Consider the following 4691-nt stretch of genomic DNA (forward strand, 5'->3'; position numbering starts at 1 on the left):
CAAATAATATATCCCGGCGTCCGGTAATTAGCCCGTGCGTATTGCGCTTGAAAAGGACGACCGCAGCCAAAGGAGGCTGTACCTTGGCGTCTTTTACTTTTGCACCATCGTGATGGCGGCGATAACGTTCTACGCCATCTACGCCAGCCTTGGGGAATACCAGCAGACCGGCAAGGTGGTCATCGGCGAGATCCTCGTAGATACCGAGTTCCCGCTCCCGGGACTGGCAAAGCTGGTGACGTACCTCATGATAGTATCCGTAATGGCGTGGTACTGCGTGGTCAAGCTGGGCGGCGAAAAGGTGAGCAACATCAACAAGACGCTCAAGGCGGTACTGCAGCTGATAGTGCTCGTGATAGCCATAGTCGCGCTTTACGAGTTCATCTACAACTTTATCGTGTGGAACTCGCTCATCACGGCCGACGCGATACGGGGCATCCTGGCGTTTGACGACATCAAAGTCGAGTACCCCAACCCCGATACGCCCTGGAACCTGGTGTTTGCGACCAAGATGTCGTTTGCCGCATTCCTGATTTCAGCCCACGGCTTTTACACAATGTCCAAGCCGGAGAAAAAGTCAGAGTAGCCACTGCCGGACCCTCGTTCTTTCAAAGTCGTGCTTTTTCTCGTAATTTTGCCGCGACGCAGGCTCCAGCCGGACGGCCGGCGCTGGCTCGGCGAAAAAGTCGGCATCGACATAGCCGGCCTGCCCGTTGCCGGTCTCCATGAAGCAAAAGCCCTTGCCGTCAAAGGCTGCCGATGGCGATCTGTTGTTTATCTCGTCGGCTATCTGCTGCGCCACTACTTTGGCCTGTGCCTCTGCAAATATGCCGGCTTTGGGTATCGCCAGCTGGCCGACCTTGATCTCTGTGACGTCGCCTATCGCAAAGACGCTTTCAAAATTCGTGCGCAGGGTCTTGCGGTCGACTGCCATCCAGTCGCCTGCCGCCAGGCCAGAGCTCTTTATCACGTCCGGGACCCTGTGCTGCGGGATGCCGACCAGCACGTCGCAATCCTGCGTCGCGCCGTTTTCAAATTCAAGCGCGCTTGACACTGTTTTTAGTTTATGGGAGGCATGGAAATTGATGCCGTTGCGCTCCAGTATTGAAACCACTTCCCTGCTCACCTCCGGGCCGGCCACAGGCAGGGCCACGGGCGCTGGGGCATAGACGTCTATCTCTATTTCTTTCCGGGTGCCGTTTCTTTCAAGCATGTCGTGTATCAGCAGGGAGGCTTCGTAGGGCGCCGGCGGGCACTTGTAGGGCATCCCCATGATGCAGACCGCGACCTTCCCCTTTTTCATGGATAATAATTTTTCGCGCAGCGGGGGCACCTGCGGCGCGTCATAGAGGTTGTAGCCCCGGCCCACAAAGCCGGCGACCCTCTCCGGCGCCAGCTCGGAGCCGAGCGCGACTATCAGATAGTCGTACGATATCTTGCCGTGGCTTTTGCAGGCCACGCTCTTGCCTCCCGTGTCGATCGCGGTGACCTCGTCGTTCAGATACTCTATTCCCTTTGCGTTGAGGCCGGCAAGCGGCGTCTGCGCGTCTTCCAGTTTTCTGTCGCCGTGCAGTATCCAGAGGTTGACGAGGCCCATCATGAACTCTTTTTTGCGGTCGATGACGACGATGCCGTGGTCCGGCGGCAGCTGGCCGCGCAGCATGCTGGCGGCCGCCAGCCCGCCAAAGCCTGCGCCAAGGATGACTATGCGCATGGTCAGCGTTCCTGCGCCGTCGGCCTCACCATTATCTCGTTGACGTTCATGTGCGCCGGTGAATCAACTGCAAAAACAATCGCGTTTGCAATGTCGTCTGCATGCAGCGCCTGCATCTGCTTTGCCGCTTCGACAAATTTTTGCAGCGACGCGTCGGTTATGGTGCTGTTCAGCTCGGTGTCGACGACGCCCGGCTCTATGCAGGTGACGCGGATGTTGGAGCGCGTGCTCAGTTCCTGGCGCAGCCCTTCGGAAAACGCCGTCACCGCGTGCTTGGTCGCGCAATAGACGGAACCTGCCGGGAAGACAACCCTGCCGGCGATGGAGGAGATGTTGACGACGTGGCCCGACTTGTTCGCCATCATGTGGGGCACCGCTGCGGCAGTGCAGTAGAGTACGCCTTTTATGTTGACGTCGATCATCCTGTCCCACTCGTCGACCTTCATGTTCTTGAAAAATGAAAGCGGCATGAGGCCGGCGTTGTTTACCAGGATGTCGACTGCGCTCCACTTTTTCACGACCGCGTCGACAAAGGCGTCGCACTCGGCCTTTTTGGTGACATCTAGGCCCTGCACCATGGCCTCGCCGCCGGAATTTTCAATCTCTTTTTTGAGCGATTCTAGCCTGTCGGTGCGCCTGGCCCCGGCCGCGACCCTGGCGCCGGCCCTCGACAGCGCAAGCGCGGTTGCGTACCCGATGCCGCTGCTCCCGCCCGTTACGATTGCGACCTTGCCTTTTATCATGCCGCATTTTCACCGGCCGTCGTAATATGTTTTTGCCGAAAAAAATGGGCTATTTCCGCGCTTCCAGCACTTCGCCTGAAGACGTGGCGAGCCTTCCGCAGAACCCGAGCACGCCGCCAAACAGGATGTGTAATGCAAGCGCGCCGGCAAGGATTGTCTGGTTGAGCGCGACGAGGTTGTTGGCTAGCTGGTAGTTTGGCGACGACGGGTCTGCCGCGACCCCCTGCAGCATTGGCAGCATGACGCCAAAGTGGAGCGGGATGAACAGCACCGCCCAGACGGCCACGCCGGTCATCGTGCCTGTGGCAAGGCCCTTGAATACAGAGCCTATGTACAGCGGCCTGACAGAGTTGGAGATGACCATGTAAACGATGCCAATGACGGTGGCAGTTACCATGTGCAGCAAAAAGCCGGCATAGACGTCTGTCCCGGGCCCCTGCCCGAAGGCCATGCCTATCATCTTGTAAAACGTCCCGGGCGGCGTCAAGAGCGTCGCGTCTACCGACAGGAACAGGCCAAATATCGCCCACGCTGCGGCCTGGCCGGCCACAATGCCGGACTTTACAGAATCCTTGAGGACGGTTCCGTCTGCCCTTGTGGACTGCATGATGGATATATACCGCCTCAAATATTTTAGGCTTTACGCATTTTTTGATGTGAAATATTATGTTTCTCCATTATTGTGGGCAGAATAACTGATTTCCAAGCAGAAAATATGAAAATACTGGAAATCAGGCGCTCTGCTCTGGCTGGACCTTTTGCTTGCGCGCCATGAACGCAAGCAGCGCGCCAAACATGACAAGGATTATTGCGAGCCCCTGGGCGCCTCCCTGCGGGATCAGCACGAAATACGCACCTGCAAACGCAAAGCATATCGCCGCCTGGATAACATACATGTATAGCTGGCGCATGCGGGTCGCTTTTGCGATAAAGCCGACTGCGAAAAACGCGGCAGTGGGGTATATAGTGTACAGCACAAAGTCGACAATGTCAACGCCGTTATGCGCCACATGATGTAATAGCCAAAATAGCTATTTTATAGTTGCGCGTGGACCTGCACGGCTGTGCCAGTCTCGATAAAAGACCTGGCGTTTTCCAACGGCAGGGTTGCGACATCTTCTTGCTGGAACGGCCCGTACTTGCCCATGTCGACTCCGATAAACTGCTCCATTGGCTTGACAAAGCGCACCAGTATCTGCTTCGAGCGTATCCTTGCCGATATGGCCTCTAGCACCTTTGGCCTCCCTTTTGTGGCGGCTGACACCACCTGCTCCATCCTGCTCGCAGACTCGGCCTGCCCGTCAAGGACGTATTTTTCCTCGTCGGTCAACTTTGAATAGTCCAGCGGCTCGCTGCCGGCGCGCACCTTGCGCTGGCGGGCCTTGATCAACAGCTCTGCCGCTGACGACAAGAGCTCTACCATCCTGTCGCGCACCTTTGCCTCGGCGCCTTCGAACCCCTGCCCCTTCAGGCTGCCGAGCGACGCGGCTATCCTCTGGTAGACGTCGTGGTCTATGGCCTGCAGGGCGGGAACTTCTACCTCCTTTTTAAGGAGCGAATAAACGTCTTTTATCGCAACGTCGGCGCTGTCGCTCATTGGTGGTCGCCATGGGACATCCATATAACCTTAAATTTAGGGATTCTCGTGTCCTAACCAGAGAGCGCCAGGTTGCCTTATAAATTAATTGACGGGAAAATCGAGCAGTTAACATTCACAGCCGACGAGGTTATGAAGCGCCTGAAGGAGGACAACATCAAGTTCCTCGACCTCCAGTTTACAGGGCTTTTTGGGAGGTTCCACCACACCACCATGGACGCCAAGATGTTCAAGGCCGAAGACTTTGTCGACGGCCTGCCCAAGGTTGACGGCTCGTCGATCAGGGGCTTTACAGAGATCCACGAATCCGACCTCATCATCCGGCCTGACCCCTCCACTTATGCCACGATACCGTGGATAGAGCAGGCGCACCCGACTGCCCGACTCATATGCGACATCCTGAGTGGCGGGAGCAAGCGCGACGTATTTCCCCGCGACCCCCGCGGCCTGGCAAGGAGGGCGGAAAAGTATTGCAGCGACCAGGGCTATGATACATCATATTGGGGGCCGGAAGTCGAGTTCTTTGTTTTTGATAAATTAGAAGTAGACACGATGACTCCGTACCGGGGCCAGAGCTACAGCATAAGCTCAAAGGAGGCGCCGTGGTCGGCAGACGGTGTGGGCTATACCCTCAGGC

Annotated in this window: 7 protein-coding genes; 2 read left to right on the forward strand and 5 right to left on the reverse strand. The window is 56.9% G+C overall.

From position 1 onward, the window contains the following. Nucleotides 1–34: 34 nt before the first annotated feature. Nucleotides 35–586 (forward strand): hypothetical protein, encoded by a 552-nt coding sequence (locus ACREAY_RS09870; RefSeq protein ID WP_431755605.1) that lies wholly within the window; start codon nucleotides 35–37, stop codon nucleotides 584–586. Here the strand turns inward: ACREAY_RS09870 and ACREAY_RS09875 are convergent. From ACREAY_RS09875 to ACREAY_RS09895, 5 genes are all read right to left on the reverse strand, one after another. Next, the gene (locus ACREAY_RS09875) at nucleotides 578–1714 is read right to left on the reverse strand and encodes an NAD(P)/FAD-dependent oxidoreductase (RefSeq protein ID WP_431755606.1); all 1137 of its coding nucleotides are present in this window, start codon (nucleotides 1712–1714) and stop codon (nucleotides 578–580) included. The genes ACREAY_RS09870 and ACREAY_RS09875 overlap by 9 nt on opposite strands. Nucleotides 1715–1716: 2 nt before the next feature. After that, the gene (locus ACREAY_RS09880; protein ID WP_431755607.1) at nucleotides 1717–2457 is read right to left on the reverse strand and encodes an SDR family oxidoreductase; all 741 of its coding nucleotides are present in this window, start codon (nucleotides 2455–2457) and stop codon (nucleotides 1717–1719) included. 49 nt (nucleotides 2458–2506) lie between these two features. Then, a complete protein-coding gene (locus ACREAY_RS09885; RefSeq protein ID WP_431755608.1) occupies nucleotides 2507–3064 on the reverse strand; it encodes a hypothetical protein in 558 nt (185 codons plus the stop codon). A 124-nt stretch (nucleotides 3065–3188) separates the two neighbouring features. Next, complete coding sequence (locus tag ACREAY_RS09890) at nucleotides 3189–3467, reverse strand: hypothetical protein (protein WP_431755609.1); 279 nt, start codon at nucleotides 3465–3467, stop codon at nucleotides 3189–3191. A gap of 26 nt (nucleotides 3468–3493) precedes the next feature. Next, the gene (locus tag ACREAY_RS09895; RefSeq protein WP_431755610.1) at nucleotides 3494–4054 is read right to left on the reverse strand and encodes a hypothetical protein; all 561 of its coding nucleotides are present in this window, start codon (nucleotides 4052–4054) and stop codon (nucleotides 3494–3496) included. Nucleotides 4055–4186: 132 nt separating this feature from the next. On the opposite strand from ACREAY_RS09895, the gene ACREAY_RS09900 reads away from it, so the two are divergent. Further along, nucleotides 4187–4691, forward strand: a 505-nt coding sequence (locus ACREAY_RS09900) for a glutamine synthetase beta-grasp domain-containing protein (protein WP_431755611.1), incomplete at its 3' end; no start/stop codon positions are given.

The organism is Nitrososphaera sp. (assembly GCF_050748925.1).
In the GTDB taxonomy this organism is placed as follows: domain Archaea; phylum Thermoproteota; class Nitrososphaeria; order Nitrososphaerales; family Nitrososphaeraceae; genus Nitrososphaera.